The sequence below is a fragment of the Pseudomonas sp. NPDC089743 genome, from assembly GCF_044748785.1.
Taxonomy (GTDB): Bacteria; Pseudomonadota; Gammaproteobacteria; order Pseudomonadales; family Pseudomonadaceae; genus Aquipseudomonas; species Aquipseudomonas putida_X.
The window spans coordinates 1-17,660 of record NZ_JBIVGS010000013.1 but is presented as its reverse complement, the minus strand read 5'-3'; the positions used below and the strand labels follow the sequence as shown (position 1 = coordinate 17,660).

General features: G+C 64.0%; 16 protein-coding genes and 1 pseudogene. 8 read left to right on the top strand and 9 right to left on the bottom strand.

Features of this window, described 5'->3' with window-relative positions; translation table 11 throughout:
• Positions 1-65: 65 nt before the first annotated feature.
• Entirely contained in the window at positions 66-365 is a 300-nt protein-coding gene (locus tag ACIPZC_RS19855) for a hypothetical protein (RefSeq protein ID WP_400628992.1), read from the top strand.
• A 39-nt stretch (positions 366-404) separates the two neighbouring features.
• On the opposite strand, the gene ACIPZC_RS19850 is transcribed toward ACIPZC_RS19855, so the two are convergent.
• Positions 405-2,591, bottom strand: a complete 2,187-nt coding sequence (locus ACIPZC_RS19850) for an OsmC domain/YcaO domain-containing protein (RefSeq protein ID WP_400628990.1) — start codon at positions 2,589-2,591, stop codon at positions 405-407.
• Positions 2,592-2,850: 259 nt separating this feature from the next.
• On the opposite strand from ACIPZC_RS19850, the gene ACIPZC_RS19845 reads away from it, so the two are divergent.
• Genes ACIPZC_RS19845 through ACIPZC_RS19830 form a run of 4 tightly spaced genes read left to right on the top strand, consistent with a single transcriptional unit; the run spans position 2,851 to position 7,947 of the window.
• Positions 2,851-3,306 (top strand): (2Fe-2S)-binding protein, encoded by a 456-nt coding sequence (locus ACIPZC_RS19845; RefSeq protein ID WP_046786065.1) that lies wholly within the window; start codon positions 2,851-2,853, stop codon positions 3,304-3,306.
• Positions 3,306-5,555, top strand: a complete 2,250-nt coding sequence (locus tag ACIPZC_RS19840; protein WP_400628987.1) for a molybdopterin cofactor-binding domain-containing protein — start codon at positions 3,306-3,308, stop codon at positions 5,553-5,555. The genes ACIPZC_RS19845 and ACIPZC_RS19840 overlap by 1 nt, the downstream gene beginning before the upstream one ends.
• An 18-nt stretch (positions 5,556-5,573) precedes the next feature.
• The gene (locus ACIPZC_RS19835) at positions 5,574-6,920 is read left to right on the top strand and encodes a cytochrome c (RefSeq protein WP_241803588.1); all 1,347 of its coding nucleotides are present in this window, start codon (positions 5,574-5,576) and stop codon (positions 6,918-6,920) included.
• 13 nt (positions 6,921-6,933) lie between these two features.
• Positions 6,934-7,947: an XdhC family protein gene (locus tag ACIPZC_RS19830; RefSeq protein ID WP_400628985.1), complete on the top strand. Its 1,014-nt coding sequence runs from the start codon at positions 6,934-6,936 to the stop codon at positions 7,945-7,947.
• 48 nt (positions 7,948-7,995) lie between these two features.
• On the opposite strand, the gene ACIPZC_RS19825 is transcribed toward ACIPZC_RS19830, so the two are convergent.
• The 6 genes from ACIPZC_RS19825 to ACIPZC_RS19800 all read right to left on the bottom strand — a co-directional run bounded on the left by ACIPZC_RS19825 (position 7,996) and on the right by ACIPZC_RS19800 (position 13,354).
• Positions 7,996-8,811, bottom strand: coding sequence for a substrate-binding periplasmic protein (locus tag ACIPZC_RS19825; protein WP_400628983.1), 816 nt, complete (start codon positions 8,809-8,811; stop codon positions 7,996-7,998).
• Positions 8,812-8,946: 135 nt separating this feature from the next.
• Positions 8,947-9,267: a hypothetical protein gene (locus tag ACIPZC_RS19820; RefSeq protein ID WP_012314688.1), complete on the bottom strand. Its 321-nt coding sequence runs from the start codon at positions 9,265-9,267 to the stop codon at positions 8,947-8,949.
• A gap of 333 nt (positions 9,268-9,600) precedes the next feature.
• Positions 9,601-10,401: a sugar phosphate isomerase/epimerase family protein gene (locus ACIPZC_RS19815; protein ID WP_400628980.1), complete on the bottom strand. Its 801-nt coding sequence runs from the start codon at positions 10,399-10,401 to the stop codon at positions 9,601-9,603.
• Entirely contained in the window at positions 10,398-11,138 is a 741-nt protein-coding gene (locus ACIPZC_RS19810; protein ID WP_400628978.1) for an SDR family NAD(P)-dependent oxidoreductase, read from the bottom strand. Before ACIPZC_RS19810 ends, ACIPZC_RS19815 begins: the two co-directional genes overlap by 4 nt.
• Positions 11,135-12,484 (bottom strand): MFS transporter, encoded by a 1,350-nt coding sequence (locus tag ACIPZC_RS19805; protein ID WP_400628976.1) that lies wholly within the window; start codon positions 12,482-12,484, stop codon positions 11,135-11,137. Before ACIPZC_RS19805 ends, ACIPZC_RS19810 begins: the two co-directional genes overlap by 4 nt.
• A gap of 42 nt (positions 12,485-12,526) precedes the next feature.
• Positions 12,527-13,354 carry an amidohydrolase family protein gene (locus ACIPZC_RS19800; RefSeq protein ID WP_400628974.1) on the bottom strand — a complete coding sequence of 276 codons (828 nt, stop codon included), beginning with the start codon at positions 13,352-13,354 and terminating at the stop codon, positions 12,527-12,529.
• Positions 13,355-13,501: 147 nt separating this feature from the next.
• On the opposite strand from ACIPZC_RS19800, the gene ACIPZC_RS19795 reads away from it, so the two are divergent.
• Complete coding sequence (locus ACIPZC_RS19795; RefSeq protein ID WP_400628972.1) at positions 13,502-14,455, top strand: LysR family transcriptional regulator; 954 nt, start codon at positions 13,502-13,504, stop codon at positions 14,453-14,455.
• Positions 14,456-14,581: 126 nt separating this feature from the next.
• Positions 14,582-15,283 carry a DUF3053 domain-containing protein gene (locus ACIPZC_RS19790; RefSeq protein WP_267816284.1) on the top strand — a complete coding sequence of 234 codons (702 nt, stop codon included), beginning with the start codon at positions 14,582-14,584 and terminating at the stop codon, positions 15,281-15,283.
• A 34-nt stretch (positions 15,284-15,317) separates the two neighbouring features.
• Here ACIPZC_RS19790 and ACIPZC_RS19785 read toward each other — a convergent pair whose 3' ends face one another.
• Positions 15,318-16,577 (bottom strand): ATP-binding protein, encoded by a 1,260-nt coding sequence (locus ACIPZC_RS19785; RefSeq protein WP_400628970.1) that lies wholly within the window; start codon positions 16,575-16,577, stop codon positions 15,318-15,320.
• Positions 16,574-17,266 carry a response regulator gene (locus tag ACIPZC_RS19780; protein WP_400628968.1) on the bottom strand — a complete coding sequence of 231 codons (693 nt, stop codon included), beginning with the start codon at positions 17,264-17,266 and terminating at the stop codon, positions 16,574-16,576. The genes ACIPZC_RS19785 and ACIPZC_RS19780 overlap by 4 nt, the downstream gene beginning before the upstream one ends.
• A 212-nt stretch (positions 17,267-17,478) precedes the next feature.
• Between ACIPZC_RS19780 and ACIPZC_RS19775 the strand changes: the two are divergent.
• Positions 17,479-17,660: pseudogene (locus tag ACIPZC_RS19775) on the top strand (outer membrane assembly protein); the annotation flags it as partial.

Here is a 17,660-nt window from a genome sequence, read left to right as displayed (position 1 = left end):
TTCACCGCTTGGCTTGATAGAAACATCCTGAAAGATTTCCCCCCTTACCACATGAGGCAAATGGCATGAGCGCTGATACAGCACGACCGTATGCGTTGTGGGCCGCACATGCCCTGCTTGGCCTGAGCCTAATGCTGGCGTGCGGATGTTCGAACAAACAGAGCCAGGCTCGCTACCAGATAGCGGCCTTGGGCTCGAACTGTTTCGCCAAGGCCGTGCCCACCCTGGGAGAAGGCGGCCTGGCGTGGGGCGATACCTTGAGCATGGCCCGACACAAGTCGATGAACAATTGCATCCGCTACGCCGGCAGGTCCGGCGGAACGCCCAAGACCTGCCAGGTGGTCATGGCCAAGTGCAAGAACTAGCACAGGCGCAACGCCGCAGGTCGCGCGGCTAGAGCCTTGTCACACCGCCTTGGCCCGGGCGGCATGCAGTTTCTTGTAGCTCTCGATCAGGCGCAGATGGCGGTCCAGCCCCTCCAGCTTCATGCTGGTGGGGGTCAAACCATGGAAGCGCACGCTACCGTCCACCGAACCCAGCACTGCGTCCATGCGCGGGTTGCCGAACATCCGGCGGAAGTTGGCCTCGTAGTCCTCCATTTCCAGCTCGTCATCGAGCACCACTTCCAGCACCACATTCAGTGCCTGGTAGAACAAACCGCGCTCGACAGTGTTGTCGTTGAACTGCAGGAACGCCTCGACCAGCTCCTTGGCGTCCTCGAAACGCTTCAACGCCAGGCAGATCAGCAGCTTCAACTCAAGGATGGTCAACTGCCCCCACACCGTGTTGTCATCGAACTCGACCCCGATCAGCGTGGTGATGGTGGTGTAGTCGTCCACCTCACAGTTGTCCAGGCGCTTGAGCAGCGCGCGCAGCGCCCGGTTGTCCAGGCTATGCAGGTTGAGAATGTCGGCACGGAAGCCCAGGGCACGGTTGGTGTTGTCCCAGATCAGGTCCTCGACCGGGTAGATCTCCGAGTAACCCGGTACCAGGATGCGGCAGGCGTTGGCGCCGAGGTTGTCGTACACCGCCATGTACACCTCTTTGCCCATGCCCTCGAGAATGCCGAACAGGGTCGCGGCTTCCTGGGCATTGGAATCTTCACCCTGGCCGGAGAAGTCCCACTCGACGAACTCGAAATCGGCCTTGGCGCTGAAGAAGCGCCACGACACCACGCCACTGGAGTCGATGAAGTGCTCGACGAAGTTGTTCGGCTCGGTCAGCGCGTGGCTTTCGAAGGTCGGCTGCGGCAAGTCGTTGAGCCCCTCGAAACTGCGGCCCTGCAGCAGTTCGGTAAGGCTGCGCTCCAGCGCCACTTCCAGGCTTGGATGGGCGCCGAACGAGGCGAACACGCCCCCGGTACGCGGGTTCATCAAGGTCACGCACATGACCGGGAATTCACCGCCCAGCGACGCGTCCTTGACCAACACCGGGAAACCCTGCTCTTCAAGCCCCTGGATGCCTGCGACGATCCCTGGGTACTTGGCCAGCACCGCCTGCGGCACATCCGGCAGGCACAGCTCGCCCTCGAGGATTTCACGCTTCACCGCCCGCTCGAAGATTTCCGACAGGCACTGCACCTGGGCTTCGGCCAGGGTGTTGCCGGCGCTCATGCCGTTGCTGAGGAACAGGTTCTCGATCAGGTTGGACGGGAAGTACACCACCTGGCCGTCGGACTGGCGCACGAACGGCAGCGAACAGATGCCACGCTCGGTGTTGCCCGAGTTGGTGTCATACAGGTGCGAACCACGCAGCTCGCCGTCCGGGTTGTAGATCTGCAGGCAGTATGGGTCGAGGATCTCGCCTGGCAGCGCGTCCTTGGCGCCGGGTTTGAACCACTGCTCGTTGGGGTAATGCACGAACGGCGCGTTGGCGATGTCCTCGCCCCAGAACTGGTCGTTATAGAAGAAGTTGCAGTTCAAACGCTCGATGAATTCACCCAGCGCCGAGGCCAGGGCGGCCTCTTTGGTCGAGCCCTTGCCGTTGGTGAAGCACATCGGCGACTGCGCATCGCGCACGTGCAGCGACCACACGTTGGGCACGATGTTGCGCCAGGAGGCGATCTCGATCTTCATGCCTAGCCCGGCGAGCAGGCCCGACATGTTGGCGATGGTCTGCTCCAGCGGCAGGTCCTTGCCGGCGATGTAGGTGGTGGTGTCGGCGACCGGCATGAGCAGGCCCTGGGCGTCGGCATCGAGGTTGTCGACCTGCTCGATGATGAACTCAGGGCCGGTCTGCACCACTTTCTTGACCGTGCAGCGGTCGATGGAACGCAGAATGCCCTGGCGGTCCTTCTCGGAGATGTCTTCCGGCAACTCGACCTGGATCTTGAAGATCTGGTTGTAGCGGTTCTCAGGGTCGACGATGTTGTTCTGCGACAGGCGGATGTTTTCGGTAGGGATGTCCCGGGTCTGGCAGTACAGCTTGACGAAATAGGCGGCGCACAAGGCCGATGAGGCAAGGAAATAGTCGAACGGCCCCGGGGCCGAGCCATCGCCTTTGTAGCGAATCGGCTGGTCGGCGATCACCGTGAAGTCGTCGAATTTGGCTTCAAGACGAAGGTTGTCGAGAAAGTTGACCTTGATTTCCATGCGGGAACACCGTGATTTGAACGTGCAAAACGAAATTGGCCGGCATTATCCGGTTTTTTCGGCTGGAAGTCCTGTTTGTCTGCGCACCTGACCGCGACCGCACACGATTGCGCATTTCAACGGATTGCTTGCCTGATTCTCTGAACCTTCGGTAAACGGCAGGCCGCCGCACACACCGCTGTGCTAGCGTTTGCGGATTGGGGAGCAACGTATTCCCTGCACGACAACACAATGACAACCGATGATCAGCAGGTGAGCCATGGAACTTCGAATCAACCAGAAGACCTACCAGGTCGAGGCTGACGCCGACACGCCGTTGCTGTGGGTGATCCGCGACGACCTCGGCCTGACCGGCACCAAGTATGGCTGCGGCCTGGCACAGTGCGGCGCCTGCTCGGTGCTGGTGGACGGCAATGTGGTACGCGCCTGTGTCACGCCGGTGGCCGGCGTGGTCGGGCGTGAAGTGACCACCATCGAAGCCATCGAGGCCGATGCGGTGGGCAAGCGCGTAGTGGCGGCATGGGTCGAGCACCAGGTGGCCCAATGCGGTTACTGCCAGTCCGGGCAAGTGATGGCGGCCACCGCGCTGCTCAAGCACACCCCGCAACCGAGCGATGCGCAAATCGACGCGGCGATGGTCAACCTGTGCCGCTGCGGCACGTACAACGCCATCCATGCCGCCGTGCACGAACTTGCCCAAGGGGAGAAGGCCTGATGAATACGCCTGTCGATACCCCTGAAGCGCTGCTCGACCTACCGCCGGGGGCAACGGTCAACTTGTCGCGTCGGCGGTTTCTCGCCAGTACCGCCGTAGGCGCGCTGGTCCTGGGCTTCGGGCTGCCGCTGGGCACCAGCCGGGTCCAGGCGGCGACGGCCGCCGCCCAGGAGCGCGGCACCCAGGTACCTGCATTCCTGGAAATCCGCCAGGACGGCACGGTACGCCTGCTCTGCCCGTTCATCGAAGGCGGCCAAGGCACCTATACCGCCATGGCGCAGATCGTCGGCGAAGAACTGGACGCGGACCCTGCCACATTCGTGGTCGACAGTGCCCCGCCGGGCGAAGCCTACGTCGTGATGGAAAACGGCATGCGGATCACCGGCGGCAGCATGTCGGTGCGCATGAGCTACCCGACCATGCGCCGCCTCGGCGCCCTCGCCCGGGCCATGCTGCTGCAGGCCGCAGCCGAACAATGGGGCGTACCGGTGAGCGAGCTGTCCACCGAGCCTGGCAAAGTGCTGCACGCCGCCTCGGGCCGTGCGCTGGGCTATGGCGAACTGGCTGAACGGGCCATGGACCTGCCGGTACCGGACCCGGCCGGCATCACGCTGCGCGACCCCAGCCAGTTCCGCTGGATCGGCAAGCCGGTGGCGCGCGTCGATGCCTACGACAAATCCACCGGCAAAGCGCTTTACACCATCGACATCAAGCTCGAGGGGATGCTCCACGCCGCTGTCCAGCATGCCCCGCGCCTGGGCATGACCGTGGGCCGCCTGCGCAACGAAGAGCAGGTCAAGGCCATGAAAGGCGTGCATTCGGTGCATCAGTTGCCAGGCGCCGTTGCCGTGGTGGCCGAACGCTGGTGGCACGCCAAGCGTGCGGTCGAAGCGGTCCAGGTGGACTGGCAGGAACCCGGCGCCGACAGCAAGGTACGCGCCATGCCCGCCGACTTTTCCAGCGATGCCTGGCGCGAGCACCTGGCCGCCCAGACAGGCCCGGCCCGCGACGACGAAAGTGAGGGCGATCTGGCCGCTGCACTGGGCAATGCCAAGACCAAGGTCGAGGCCACCTACCACAACCAGTACCTCAACCACGCCCAGTTGGAGCCGCCGTCCGCACTGGCGCGCTACAACCCCGACGGTTCGCTGGAGGTCTGGCTGCCCAACCAGGCGCCGGACATGTTCCGTGACGACATCGCCAAACGCACCGGCCTGGACCCTGCAAAGATCACCTTGCACTCCCCGCTTCTGGGTGGGTTCTTCGGTCGCCACTTCCTGTATGACTCGGCCAACCCGTACCCGCAGGCCATCTTGCTGGCCAAGGCCGTCGGCCGCCCGGTCAAGCTGATCTGGAGCCGCGAAGAAGAATTCCTGCGCGATGTGCTGCGACCGGTGGCGGTGGTCAAGTTCCGCGCAGGGCTGGATGCCGATGGCCTGCCAGTGGCCATCGAAGCGGTGAGTGCCACAGAGGGCCCGACCGAGGCCCTGGCAGGCAAGCAAGGCGAGAAGATCGACCCAACGGCGCTCGAAGGGCTGTCGGGCAAATCCTACGCCATCGCCAACAAGCGTATCGCACAGATCTACGTCAAGGGCCCGGCCATGCTGGGTTACTGGCGCTCGGTGGGCAACTCGCTGAACGACTTCTTCTATGAGTCCTTCCTGGACGAACTGGCCGACAAGGGCGGCAAGGACCCCTTCGAGTTGCGCCTGCACCTGCTGCGCGACAACCCTCGCCTGACCAACCTGCTGCACGCGGTGGGTGAATTGTCCGGTGGCTGGAAGCGCGGGCCGTTCACCGCTGAAGACGGCAGCAAGCGGGCACGAGGTGTGGCCATGGCCTCGCCGTTCGGCTCGGAAGCTGCCGTGATCGCTGAAGTGTCGATCGAAGATGGCCAGGTCAAGGTCCACGATATCTGGCAGGCGATCGACCCTGGCAGCATCGTCAACCCGGCGATCATCGAAGCCCAGGTCAACGGCGCCGTGGCACTCGGCCTGTCGCAGACGCTGGTCGAGGAAGCGGTGTTCATCGATGGCAAGCCGCGTGCGCGCAACTACGACCTGTATCCGATCCTGCCTGCCTCGCGCATGGCCCGGGTGCATGTGCGCATTGTCGAAAGCGGCGCGAAGATGGGGGGCATTGGCGAGCCGCCGTTGCCTGCGGTGGCGCCAGCAGTGGCCAATGCGGTGGCGCAGCTCACCGGGCAGCGCATCCGCAGCCTGCCCATGAGCCGCCATACCTTCAGCTGACCGGACAAGGAACGCCCCATGACCCACAGTCGATTCGCAAGAACCGCAGGCTGGCTGGCGCTGCCGTGCCTGGTCGCCGCCGGCCTGCTGGCCTGGTATGTCACCCGTGAGCCCGCTTCGCCCTTCGTCACCGAACAGAATGCCAGCTTCGACCCGGCGCTGGTCAGCCGTGGTGAGTACGTGGCCAGGCTCAGCGACTGCGTCGCCTGCCACAGCCTGCCCGACGGCAAGCCGTTTGCCGGTGGGCTGGAAATGGCCACACCACTGGGGGCGATACACGCCACCAACGTGACGCCCGACCCCGCGACGGGCATCGGCAATTACAGCCTTGCCGACTTCGACCGCGCCGTGCGTCACGGCGTCGCACCGGGGGGCCGGCGGCTGTACCCGGCCATGCCCTACCCTTCGTATGCCAAGCTCAGTGATGATGATGTGCGGGCCCTGTATGCCTTCTTCATGAAAGGTGTGCAGCCTGCACAGCAGGCGAACATCCCCAGCGATATCCCGTGGCCGTTGAACATGCGCTGGCCGATCGCGCTGTGGAACGGCCTGTTCGCAGCAGACCAACCTTACGCGGTCAAACCGACGCAGGACGCGGTGTGGAACCGAGGTGCCTACATCGTTCAGGGGCCCGGCCACTGTGGCAGTTGCCATACCCCGCGGGGCCTGGCCTTCAACGAAAAAGCCCTGGATGAAGAGGGCAAGCCGTTCCTGGCCGGTGCGCTGCTCGATGGCTGGTACGCACCCAGCCTGCGTAACGACCACAACACTGGCCTGGGCCGCTGGAGCGAGGCGCAGATCGTGCAGTTCCTCAAACACGGGCGCAATCAGCATGCGGTGGTCTATGGCTCGATGACCGAGGCGTTCAACAATTCCACCCAGTTCATGAGCGATGACGACCTGGCAGCGATCGCCCGCTACCTCAAATCGTTGCCGGGCGACCCACAACGTGACGGCGCGCCGTGGCAATACCAGGCGGTGTCTGCCGGCGAACGCCTGAACAGCCCGGGCGCCCACACCTACGTGACCCGCTGCGCCACCTGCCACGGCTTGGACGGCAAGGGCCAGGCAGAATGGATGCCGCCGCTGGCGGGGGCCACCTCGTCGCTGGCGAAGGAAGATGCGTCGGCGATCAACATCACCCTCAATGGCTCGCAACGCATCGTCGCCGCAGGGCTGCCGGATGCCTACCGCATGCCGGCGTTCCGCGAGCAATTGTCGGACCAGGAGATCGCCGATGTACTGAGCTTCGTCCGCGGTACCTGGGGCAACCACGGCGGTGCGGTCGACGCGCAGGCCGTCAGCAAGCTGCGCGGGGATACCGACCCGGCGAGCAGCAGCCCGATCATCTTGCACATGCGCTGAGGAATACCCGTCAATGGAAAGCATCGACCTGCTGGTCCTGCGCACCACCTGTGACTGGCTCAAGGCAGGCGAACGGGTGCTGCTGGCAACTGTCGCCCGTACCTGGGGCTCATCGCCCAGGCCGGTGGGTTCGATGATGGCCCTGCGTGGCGATGGCAGGGTCATTGGCAGCGTCTCCGGTGGCTGCATCGAGGATGACCTGGTGCACCGCTACACCACCGCCTACAACGGCGAGGGCATGCCGGAAGGGCTGCCGCGCGTGGTGCGTTACGGCGTCAGTGCCGACGAGGCCCATCGCTTTGGCCTGCCCTGCGGCGGGACCCTGGAGCTGATACTCGAATTCAACCCTTCATTGCCCAGCCTTGAGCAGCTTCTGTCGCAGCTGGACGCTGGCAACCTGGTCCGTCGCGAGCTCGACCTTGGCACCAGTGACACAAGCCTGACCGCCACGCATGCGCCAGAGCAGTTCAGCTTCGATGGCCAGCGAATGGTCAATACCCTGGGGCCTGGCTACCGCATGCTGCTGATCGGTGCCGGGGCACTGGCCGAATACCTGGCGACCATGGCGCTGTTCAATGGCTTCAAGGTGGCCGTCTGTGACCCTCGCCATGAATACATGGATGGCTGGAATGTCGCGGGCGTGGAGAAGCTGGTCGGCATGCCGGACGACATGGTCAGGGCCTTTGCCCCGGACCTGCGCAGTTGCATCATTGGCCTTAGCCATGACCCCAAGCTGGACGACCTGGCCCTGCTCGAAGCCTTGCACAGCCCAGCCTTCTACATCGGTGTGATCGGCTCGCGGCGTAACAGCCAGCTGCGCCGCGAACGCCTGGTCGAGCATTTCGGCCAGACCCAGGCCTCACTCAAACGCCTGCATGGCCCAATCGGCATCTACATCGGTAGCAAGACCCCTGCGGAGATCGCGGTCAGCGTCATGGCCGAGGTGCTGGCCATCAAGAACGGCGTGGCCTTGCCCAGCGCGGCCAATGTGACCACGGCCAAGCGGGCTCGGGAAGCCAGTGCATGACATCAACGTGCGCCCATCACTGAACACTGCCGCCGCGCCCACGCCGCCTCAGTGCGGCCCGCCCGCTTGCTGCTGTTTCCAACGCTCGAGGTTCTTCGCCAGTAGCTGCCCAGGCAGCGGGCCAGCGACAATTTCCTTCATTTTCTGCGCCAGGCGCTCACGCAGCCTGGGCTGGTTGCACGGCGAGGCCTGGGACAGCGCCAGGTACAAACCCTCACTGGAAACCGGCGGGTCGAGCACCTTCAACTGCGCCTCCATACCCAGCGTCCGCGCCATCGCCATACCGGGGTACTGCTCATAGATCAGGTAGTCGTTACGCTTGTGCAGCAGCTTCTCGAACGCCTGCCTGGCGCTGGGAACCGCTTCGAGGGTGAGGTTGGCCCTGGCATAGTCATCGAACGCCTGGCCATGACTGTTGCTGACCAGGGTGCCGCCCTTGCGCCCCTTCAAGTCTGGCCAGCCACGGTAAGCGAAGGCCGCGTCCTGGCGCACCCAGACAACGCTTGGGGTATGCAGGAATGGCGGGCTGATGAAGTCTACCTCCTGCTGACGCGCCTGGGTCAGGAAGTAACCGGCCATCAAATCGATACGGCCTTTGCGCACCTCTTCCTGGGCCCGCGACCAGGGCCCACCGTAGACCACCTGCATTTCCAGCCCGAGCGCCTGGCCCAGGTGATCAAGCAGGTCGGCGTTGGCCCCGATCAGTCGTTGGGGGTTGGTCGGGTCGCGCCACAGGTAAGGGGGGTATTCCGGATTGCCGGTGGCGGTCAGTTGCCGACACGCATCCTCCGCTGCCCAGGCCTGAGGCAGCAGAAAAAAGAAAAGCCAAAGCAGCAAAGACCGACCGGACCACCGCTCGACCATCTACAACCCTCGGTGCATGGGGCCTTAGGCGGCCAGCCGTGGTCGCGAAAGGCTGCCACATCCTGCGCACGTCTGCTGTACTGCTGCCCGCATGCTCTAAAGATTCTGGACGAGAATCAGCTGGCTGCCAGAAATTTATCCGGGCATGCGCGCCAAAGACCGCTTGGCCGCCGCCTGGAACACGCCGCGCAGTGCCCTGACTTGCTCTTCGGTGAGCGTCTGCGCGCAGGTCAGCCCCTGCAGGAAGCCTATGCCCCAGTTTTTCGTCTGGTCCAGTTGCTGACGGTTTTCGGCTTCGGCGATATCGCCCAGATGGAGCGCGGCGTGGTGTTCGTAGCGGTCACCCAGTGCCAACTTGCGCAGTTCACCCAGAGCGACCTTGAATTCAGCGGCGGCTACATCGTCCAGGCCCAGGTGCTCATACTGAAGCAGGCTCAGACGGTCGGTGGCGGTCATCTTCGAATCTCCGTTTCTCTATAAAAGGAGCAGTTGCAGGAAAGTCACCGACCAACCCAGAACGCTTCCAGGCGCCAGGTGATGGTGGTGTGGTGTTAAGGGTTGTATACCATAGGTGAGGGCCATCGCCCTAGCGGTGTGCGCCGTCCGGTTGGTTGTCGCCGTCGGGGGCGACTGCCGGCCCCTTTCCAACCCCTGCCCGACATACCTTCGGCGAGGTCCGGGCCACCGGGTGGGTGGCAACAGCCCATGGCTTGCACCCGCAGCGCTAGCTACCCACCACCGGCCTCCCCTGCAATCGGTGAAGAACCGAATGCAAGCCTTCAACAGGCCTCACTGCAGGCCAGCACTGCTCAACCAACCGTGCGTCGCTGCAAGCACCTGCTGCAAGCGGTTTTCACCGCCAAGCATCATCGAAGGCGTTTCCACGCTCACGTGTACCTCCACCGGCAACGCGCCCAACAGTGCTGCCAGTGGCAACTGCCCCTGCCCCGGCAACAACCGCCCTTCACGCGCCTCCTGGATAATCAGTGCCTCAGCCGGCGCCGTGAGCGGCGCATCGCACAATTGCACCGCCCGCAGGTAGCGCGGGTCGACGTCGGCAAGTGCCGCTACCTCCCCGCCCGAACGGAACAGATGCAGCGCATCCACCAGTACCGCGCTGTTGTCCTGCCCAGCCATGTGCAACACAGCCAACGCCTGCTGCAGGGTCGCCACCGGCCTCCAGCGCATGAACTCCAGATCCACACGCAAGCCATACGCCTTGGCCATTTCACACAGCGCCGCGAAGTTGTGCGCAAGCCGCACACGGTCTTCGTCATCCCCGGATACCGTAAGGCTGGTGGCGCCCAGTTCAGCACCTGCGGCCAGCAAGGCTGAACAATCGCCAACCTGCAGTTGCGGCGTCAGCGAGACGAACTCGATGTCGGCAACGCTTACACCCTCACCTGCCATCACGGCCTTCACCTCTCGCAACGCCTGCCCGCCCACCGCCAGCGGGTAAGCCTGCGCCCCCGGCATCACCGGGTGCAGCCGCAAGCCCACGGCGTTGAAACCGGCGCTGCCGGCCTCACGCACCAACGCCTGCGGCGCAAGGTCCAGCGCGGTGAGGTGGGCAACCGCAAGGGGCCTCAATAGGTCGCCCTCCCACCACTGAGGTCGAACACGAAGCCTGTGGTGAAGCTGCATTCCGGCCCGGCGATCCAGGCCACCATGTTGGCAATTTCCTCAGCCTTGAGAAAACGCCCCATCGGTATCTTGGCCTTGCTCGCCGCGATATGCTCCTGCGTCATCTCAGCCATCAGCGGCGTTTCGACCATCGCCGGGGCGATGCAGTTGAGCGACACACCCTCCTGCGCCAGTTCCTTGGCTGCGGCCTTGGTGAAGGCGATGACCCCGGCCTTGGCAGCCGAGTAGCCGCTGATGTACTGCACGCCATCCTTGCCCGCCATCGATGCCACGTTGACGATTCGCCCATAACCGCGCTCGCGCATATGCGGGATGGCCGTTCGGCAGCAGTAGAAGACGCCGTTCAGGTCGATGGCGATGACCTTGTCCCAGGCCTGCGGCGGGTACTCCCAGGACGGTACCACCGGCCCGTTGATGCCAGCGTTGTTGATCAGGATTTCGACCGGCCCCACGCGCGCCAGCACCTCAGCGAATGCCGCCTCGACCGTGGCCAGTGAGGCGACATCCACGGCCTGGCGCAGCACTGGCTCGAAACCGTTGCCGACACTGTCCCAGCCATCCACTTCGAGGTCCCAGATCACCACCTGGGCACCGGCGCAGTGCAGCCGTTGGGCGATGGCCAGGCCGATGCCACGCATGCCACCGGTCACGATCGCAGTTTGCCCTTGCAGGGGTTGGCTCATTGTTCAGCTCCTTTTTCAACACAGGGAATATCCGGCAGGCGACGCAGGTCACGCACGATGAACAGGTAACACAGCGCGCCAAGGGCGGTGATCGAGGAGACGAAGACCAAGGCCCAGACGAAGGACCCGGTGGCCGTCACGATCAGGCCGATGGTCAGCGGGGTAACGATGCCGGCGGCGTTGGCGAACAGGTTGAACAGCCCACCACTGAGGCCCAGCAAGCCCTTGGGCGCGATGTCGGAAACGATCATCCAGGCCAGGGCGGACATGCCCTGGGCGAAATAGGCGATACACAGGATGGCGATGACCAGTACGTCCGACTCGACATAGTTGGCCAGGACAATCACCGAGGCGGTCAGCAGCCCGGCGATGACCGGCAGCTTGCGTGCCACATTCAGCGAGTAGCCCCGGCGCAGCAAGGCATCGGAGAGCCAGCCGCCGACCAGGGTGCCCAGCGAAGCGGCGATGAACGGCAGCACCGCTACCCAACCGACTTTAAGCCAAGGCATGTGCCGTTCAGTGACCAGATAGGTCGGGAACCAGGTCAGGAAGAACACGTTGGTCGAGTTGCAGGCGAACTGCCCCAGGCAGATACCGAGCATGTTACGGTGCTTGAGCAGCGCCGGGATCTGCGACCACGCAAAGACAGTGGCTTTCTGGCCACCATCGACCACCCCACCGCCGGCAGCGATATGATCGAGCTCGGCCTGGTTGGCCGTGGTGGACTGGTGCGGCTCGTGGTATTTACGCCACCAGACCAACCCGTAGAGCACGCCCAGTAACCCGACCGCCATCAGCAGAAAGCGCCAGCCGTAGGCGTGCAACACCCAAAACAGCAAGGGTGTCAGGAACGCAAGGCCGGTGTACTCGGCAAAGGTATAGATACCGGTCGCCCTGGCCCGCTCGCTTTGCGGGAACCAGGTCGCCACCACGCGGCTGTTGGTAGGGAAGCACGGTGCTTCTGTCACACCGACCAGAAAGCGCATGCCCAGCAAGGACAAAAACCCCTGGGCCAGGCCCTGCAGGCCGGTGAACAGCGACCACAGCGTCAGTGCCAGCCAGTAGGTGAGCTTGGTGCCCAGCCGGTCGATCAGTATGCCTCCAGGGATCTGCGCCGCCGCGTAGGTCCAGGAGAACGCTGAGAAGATCACCCCCATCATCGCCGCGTTAAGGCCCAGATCGGCACTGATGCTCGGCGCGGCGATGCCCATCACGCTGCGGTCCAGGTAGTTGATCATGGTGCCGCCAGAGATCAGCGCCAGGATCATGAAGCGGGTTCGGGTACGTTGCTGCTGGCGCGCGGGGGTGTCGAACACCTTGGCACCGATAGGCTGGTCAGCATTCATGGCAATTGCTCTCTTGTTCTTGGAATGGCAAAGGTGCAGGCGTCAGGCAAACCCGAACAGGCGCCTTGGGGTCTCCCACATGATGGTGCGCCGCAGGTGGGGGTCTGGCATCAAGCGCTCGGCCAACTTCAGCAAGGGGCCGTAATCCACCCGGCTGTGCTGGCGGATGAACGGCCAGTCCGAACCCCACACACAGGCATGCGGGCCAAAGGCGTTGATCAACTCGTGTACGTACACGCTGCTTTGCTCATGCAGGGCAGCAGCGCTGGCGAATTTCTGCATGCCCGAAAGCTTCACGCAGGCCCGGCCCTGTCGAGCCAGCCGGAGCAATGCCTGAAAGCCGGCCTGTCGGGTACCGCCGGCCGCATCCGGGCGCCCGCAATGGTCGATCAATACCCGCACCGCGCTGGCCTGGATCAGGCCGAGCAGTTCGACGAGCTGGTCGTCGCACACCTGGATCTGGGCGAACAGGCCAAGTTCGGCAAGCTTGCCGAACAACGGTCCGGCGTCGTTCAGGCTCTGCACGCCATACATTGCCGGGTTGAACGCCACACCGACCACGCCCTGCTCACGCAGTGCGGCCAGTTGCTCGAGGCTGATGTGGCGCTCGACCACCGCTATGCCCTTGAAGCGGCCCTGAGCGCTCGCCAAGGCATGCAACAGGCAGCGGTTGTCAGTGTGGTAGCCACTGTTGGGCCCTACCAGCAAGGCATGGCGCACGCCATAGGCCTCCATCACCTGGTTGAACTGCTCCAGCGGCGCGATCTCCTGGCCGGACGGTGCGTACGGCGCATCGGGGTGATAGGCGAAGCGTGCAGGGTCAAACAAATGGTTATGGCAATCGATCTTCGGTTCATCAAAGATGTTCAAAGGCGGCTCCTTCAAGCGCCACTGCGCTTGCCTGCAGATCTTGTTATTGTTCGCCACCACGGGCGATTTGCCTGGGCCCACGATACTGCGGGCGTCGCCGAGGCGCTCATACACAGATGGCGAAGACCATAACCTAAGGTAATACTCATGCTCCCCGGCAAAGAAGGCAGCGACGCCAGTGCACTGGTATTCAAACTGCGGCACATGGAGGTGTTTCGGGCGGTCATGCTGACCGGCTCGATCAGCGCTGCCGCGAAGATGCTGTATGTCTCGCAGCCGGCGGTGAGCAAGCTCATCGGCTACATCGAAGGGCGCCTGGCCTACCGCCTGTTCGAGCGCATCAACAACCGCCTGGTGCCCACCGCCGAGGCGCAGATCCTGTTCCGTGAGGTCGAGCGGGTGTATCAGGCAGCACTGCAAGTCAATGAATGCGCGCTGGCGCTGGCCACCGGCGCCCATCGCAAGCTGCGGATCTCCTGCAGCGCCTCGTTGTCGACGGTGGTAATCCCCACCGCCCTGGCCCAGCTCAAGCGTGAGGCGCCTGCACTGCAGATCGAATGGCAGACCTCGCTGATGGGCGAGATGCCCAACCAGATCCTGTCGAAGAAGGTCGACCTCTCTATCGCCGCCCTGCCGGTGGTGCACGACCACCTGCATTCACAGGCATTCATGCGTGGGCGCATGGTCGCTGTAATGCCCGTCGATCACCCCCTGGCACAGCAGCCAAGCCTGAGCTTGCAGCAGCTGGAAGGCCATGCGCTGCTGCTGTTCCGCCCGGACATGCCGTTCGGCAAGTTGCTGGCCGAGGAAATAGCCCGCCGTGGCCTGCACCTGGACTCGCTGTTGTCGTTCACCAATGCCAACGAGGCCGTGGCGCTGGTCAAGCAAGGCATGGGTATCAGCGTGATCGATGAGTTCGTGGCACAGGACAGCGGCTTGGCCGTGGTGCCCTTGGCCGACGAGATTCACTTCGATATCAGCTTCGTCCATTCGCGTTTTGAACCACCGTCACAGGCGGCCCTGCACCTGATGCGCGTGCTGCATGGCCAGGCACGCAAGCTGGGGCGGCAGATCCCTGGGTTCGAGTTGCCCGACAGGTAATGCGGTGGCCCTGGAGATGCTGTGAATGCCGGATTGGATCCGCAGGCTGAGAAACGCTACCCTTGCACCGCCGCGCAGCGCTTGCCGGTGCGCAGGCCTACCCATGCACTCAGGAGATTCACCGACATGAACGTCCCATTCAAGCCCCGCTGGCTGCTCGCCCTCGCCCTGCCCCTGGTACTGGCCGCCTGTGGCGACAGCGAACCCAAGCAACGTGCCGCCTTCAGCGAATTCCTGCAGACCCGTATCGTCGACAAGCCAGGCGTGCATGTGCCCAAGCTGAGCGCAGACGAGTCCAAGGCATTTGGCCCCTACAGCGATCACTACGCCGTCATCACCCAGTTCAACGGCGCGATGGATGCCGCAGTACAGCCTTTGGGCAACCTGCTGCAAAAAGGCGCGGTTCGCTCGCTCAATGATGTCACTGCCCGCCGTGACGACATCAAGGCCGTGCAGACCGGCCTGAACGACATGGGCAACCAGCTGCAAGAGCAAAAGGCCAAGGCGGACACCGCCCATGCCCAGCTCAAGCAGCCGGAAGACCTCAAGGTGGTGTACGACAAGGCCTATGAGCGCACCGTCAGCGTCCCGGCCGACACCTTCCTGGACGTGCTGCCGCAAATCAACGGCACCCTGGACAGCAGCCTGAAGGTGGCCGACTACGTGGATGCGCACAAGGAAAAGATAGAAATCAACGGGGCCATCGTGAAGGTGTCCGACCCAACCGTTCAGGCTGAGTTGAATGCCTTGCTGGCGGACCTGAACAACCAGGCCAAGACCGTGCAGCAGGCGCAGGCAAGGCTGCAGACGGTCATGCTCGGGCGCTAGTCGGCTGCGAATCAGGCGGCGGGTGGGGGTTCGCTCACACCCGCTTCGGCAGCTGGATATTCACCCGCAACCCCCCTCCCTCGCCCGCTTGGGCGCTGATCGAGCCCTGATGCAGGGCGATTGCCCGACGGGCGATCGCCAAACCCAGGCCGAAGCCATCGCTGCCGCTGTCCATACCCCGGTCGAACGGCTCGAAGATGCTCTGCAGGCGCGCCGGGGCCACGCCCGGGCCCTGGTCGATGATGGCCACTTCCAGCTGTTCGCCGCCGTCGGCCAGCAGCGCCAGCACCCGCACTTCAGTCCCAGGCGCTGTGTAGCGTACGGCATTGCGCACCACGTTCTCGAAGGCGCGATACAGCAGTTCCTCATGCCCGCAGGTCAACCATGCTGCATCCGCGCTCAGCGACACCTGGCACTGCTTCATGCTGGCCTCGAAACGGGCATCCTCGACGATCTGCGCCAGCAACTCGACCACATCCAACGCTTGGCTATTGCCATCGCCCGGCTGTGACTGGACACGTGCCAGGGTCAGCAGTTGCTCGATCAGGTCATCCATGCGCCGGGATTCGCGCTCGATGCGTTCCAGCATCTCAGCACGCTCCGGCTGCTGGCGTACCAAGCCGATGGCCGCGTGCATGCGGGTCAGTGGCGAGCGCAGTTCATGAGAAATATCATGCAGCAGTTGCTGCTGAGCCTCGACCAGCGCCTTGAGCTGGCTGGCCATGCGGTCGCAGCCTTCGGCAAGGTCGACGATCTCGTCGCGGCGCTTGCCCAGGCGCGGCTTGACGCGCACCTCGAACCGGCCCTGGGCGACCTGCTCCATGGCCTCGCGCAGCCACGCCAAAGGCTTGGTCAGGTAAAGGCTGCAGAGCAAGGCGAACAGTGCGCTCATCAAGGTCCCGGTGAGCAGCGGGCCCATGCTGCGCGGGCGTGGTAGTTCGTCCAGGCGGGTCGCCACCGATGCACGCAAGACCAACGCCCGACCGCCCTGGTCGAGCAGCGCCCGCTCGAAGCGGGCCTCGGGTACAGGCCTGCCTGCCAGCAAGTGGCCGGTGCCGTCATACAGCCCCACCTGAACACCTTCAGGCTGGGGCGAAACCCGCAACAGCTGGCGGCCAGCCTGCTCTCCGTATCTGTGCAACATGTTCAGCTCGGTAACCAGCAGCGAACGCAGCGCCGGGGTGTCGCCACGCAGGTCGTCGAGCATGAAGGCCCCCGCGCCCACCAGGAACGTCAGGCAGCTGGCCAACCAGAAGGCCAGGAACAGCTTCCAGAACAGGCGCCGGCGCATCATTCGATGATCAGCATGTAGCCCATGCCCCGTACGCTCTGAATCCAGCTGCTGCCGTCGGCGCGTGGCCCGAGTTTCTGTCGGATGCTGCTGATGTGCACATCGATGCGGCGATCGTAACGGGTCAGCGGCCGGCCCAGGGCGTTGAGCGACAGCTCTTGCTTGCTCACCAGTCGGCCCGCCTGCCGAGCCAACGCTTCGAGCAGGCTGAATTCAGTCCCGGTCAGGTCCAGAGGTGCCGCCGCCCACTGGGCCTTGCGGCGCCCTGGCCATAAAGTCAGCGCCCCTGTGCCGAGGACTTCGCCAGCCTGGCTTTCAGCCCACGCGTGCGGTTGCACCCGGCGCAGGATCGCACGCAGGCGCGCCACCAGTTCGCCCGGCGAGCTGGGCTTGGGCACATAGTCATCGGCGCCCAGCTCCAAGCCGGCAATGCGGTCGATGTTGTCACCACGGGCGGTGAGCAACAGCACCGGGACCTGGCTGCGAGCCCGAATACGCCGCAATACTTCGATCCCTGAGATGCCCGGCAGCATCACATCCAGCACCACTATGCGAAAAGCCCCGCTCAACGCTTGGGCCTCGCCCTCTTCGCCATTTGCCACGGCGGTTGCCTCAAAGCCTTCGCGGGCCAGGTAAAGGGCAAGCATTTCGGTGAGTTCACGGTCGTCATCGACCAAAAGCACAGGAATCATGGGGGGTACGCGTAGGCAGGGCTGCAAAGCGCGCATGATCGCCCTGCCGCGCCAGGCTGTCACCGCAAGCACGGCGAACTTTACACATCTTTACCTTGGGTTAACCGCGCCAAACACAGCCCGCCCTTATCCTCATCGCCCGCTTGCCTGGCAGCCGCCGCGCGCCTTCGCCGAGCCTGCTCAGCCTCCCTCACGCCCGCCTGGAACCCCCGATGAACTACCCGCGTCTGTTGCTCCCCATCCTGCTGCTACAAGCCTGCATGGCCCAGGCGGCGCCGTTCAGGATCGCCGACATCAGGGTCAACGGCCTGCAGCGGGTATCCGCCGGCAGCGTTTTCGGTGCCTTGCCCCTGAACGTGGGCGATCAGGCCGATGACCGGCGCCTGGTGGAGTC

What these genes read in the sequence shown, in the direction of transcription:
- ACIPZC_RS19855 (WP_400628992.1), top strand. Translation starts at nt 66, where the DNA reads ATGAGCGCTGATACAGCACGACCGTATGCGTTGTGGGCCGCACATGCC.
- ACIPZC_RS19850 (WP_400628990.1), bottom strand. Translation starts at nt 2,591, where the DNA reads ATGGAAATCAAGGTCAACTTTCTCGACAACCTTCGTCTTGAAGCCAAA.
- ACIPZC_RS19845 (WP_046786065.1), top strand. Translation starts at nt 2,851, where the DNA reads ATGGAACTTCGAATCAACCAGAAGACCTACCAGGTCGAGGCTGACGCC.
- ACIPZC_RS19840 (WP_400628987.1), top strand. Translation starts at nt 3,306, where the DNA reads ATGAATACGCCTGTCGATACCCCTGAAGCGCTGCTCGACCTACCGCCG.
- ACIPZC_RS19835 (WP_241803588.1), top strand. Translation starts at nt 5,574, where the DNA reads ATGACCCACAGTCGATTCGCAAGAACCGCAGGCTGGCTGGCGCTGCCG.
- ACIPZC_RS19830 (WP_400628985.1), top strand. Translation starts at nt 6,934, where the DNA reads ATGGAAAGCATCGACCTGCTGGTCCTGCGCACCACCTGTGACTGGCTC.
- ACIPZC_RS19825 (WP_400628983.1), bottom strand. Translation starts at nt 8,811, where the DNA reads ATGGTCGAGCGGTGGTCCGGTCGGTCTTTGCTGCTTTGGCTTTTCTTT.
- ACIPZC_RS19820 (WP_012314688.1), bottom strand. Translation starts at nt 9,267, where the DNA reads ATGACCGCCACCGACCGTCTGAGCCTGCTTCAGTATGAGCACCTGGGC.
- ACIPZC_RS19810 (WP_400628978.1), bottom strand. Translation starts at nt 11,138, where the DNA reads ATGAGCCAACCCCTGCAAGGGCAAACTGCGATCGTGACCGGTGGCATG.
- ACIPZC_RS19805 (WP_400628976.1), bottom strand. Translation starts at nt 12,484, where the DNA reads ATGAATGCTGACCAGCCTATCGGTGCCAAGGTGTTCGACACCCCCGCG.
- ACIPZC_RS19795 (WP_400628972.1), top strand. Translation starts at nt 13,502, where the DNA reads ATGCTCCCCGGCAAAGAAGGCAGCGACGCCAGTGCACTGGTATTCAAA.
- ACIPZC_RS19790 (WP_267816284.1), top strand. Translation starts at nt 14,582, where the DNA reads ATGAACGTCCCATTCAAGCCCCGCTGGCTGCTCGCCCTCGCCCTGCCC.
- ACIPZC_RS19785 (WP_400628970.1), bottom strand. Translation starts at nt 16,577, where the DNA reads ATGATGCGCCGGCGCCTGTTCTGGAAGCTGTTCCTGGCCTTCTGGTTG.
- ACIPZC_RS19780 (WP_400628968.1), bottom strand. Translation starts at nt 17,266, where the DNA reads ATGATTCCTGTGCTTTTGGTCGATGACGACCGTGAACTCACCGAAATG.